The organism is Alkalicoccobacillus porphyridii, assembly GCF_007293315.1.
GTDB lineage: Bacteria > Bacillota > Bacilli > Bacillales > Bacillaceae_D > Alkalicoccobacillus > Alkalicoccobacillus porphyridii.
Window position 1 is genome coordinate 1 of sequence record NZ_VLXZ01000234.1, and the last position, 267, is coordinate 267.

General features: G+C 66.7%; 1 protein-coding gene. It reads right to left on the reverse strand.

The window, feature by feature from the left end; translation table 11 throughout:
- Positions 1 to 267, reverse strand: a 267-nt coding sequence (locus FN960_RS24145; RefSeq protein ID WP_143850821.1) for a molybdopterin-dependent oxidoreductase, incomplete at both ends; no start/stop codon positions are given.

A 267-nucleotide genomic window follows, 5' to 3' on the forward strand; every position in this document is an offset into this window, starting at 1 on the left:
GGCACGCTGTAGGAGGGCGCGCCCATCTTGGTGCCGTCGTGCTTCTGGTTGCGGATCACGATGCGCTGCAGCCACTTGCCGGAGACCGACCCCGGCCAGCCGCCGCAGACCACGCGCAGGGGATAGCCGTTGAGGTAGGGAATGTCCTCGCCGTTCATCGCCCAGGCGATTAGTGACTCGTCCTCCAGGGCCTTCTCCATGGGCACGCCGCGCGAGATCGGATCCTTGTTGGGATCGCCGCTGGCATGGGCATCGGCGCCGTAGTAG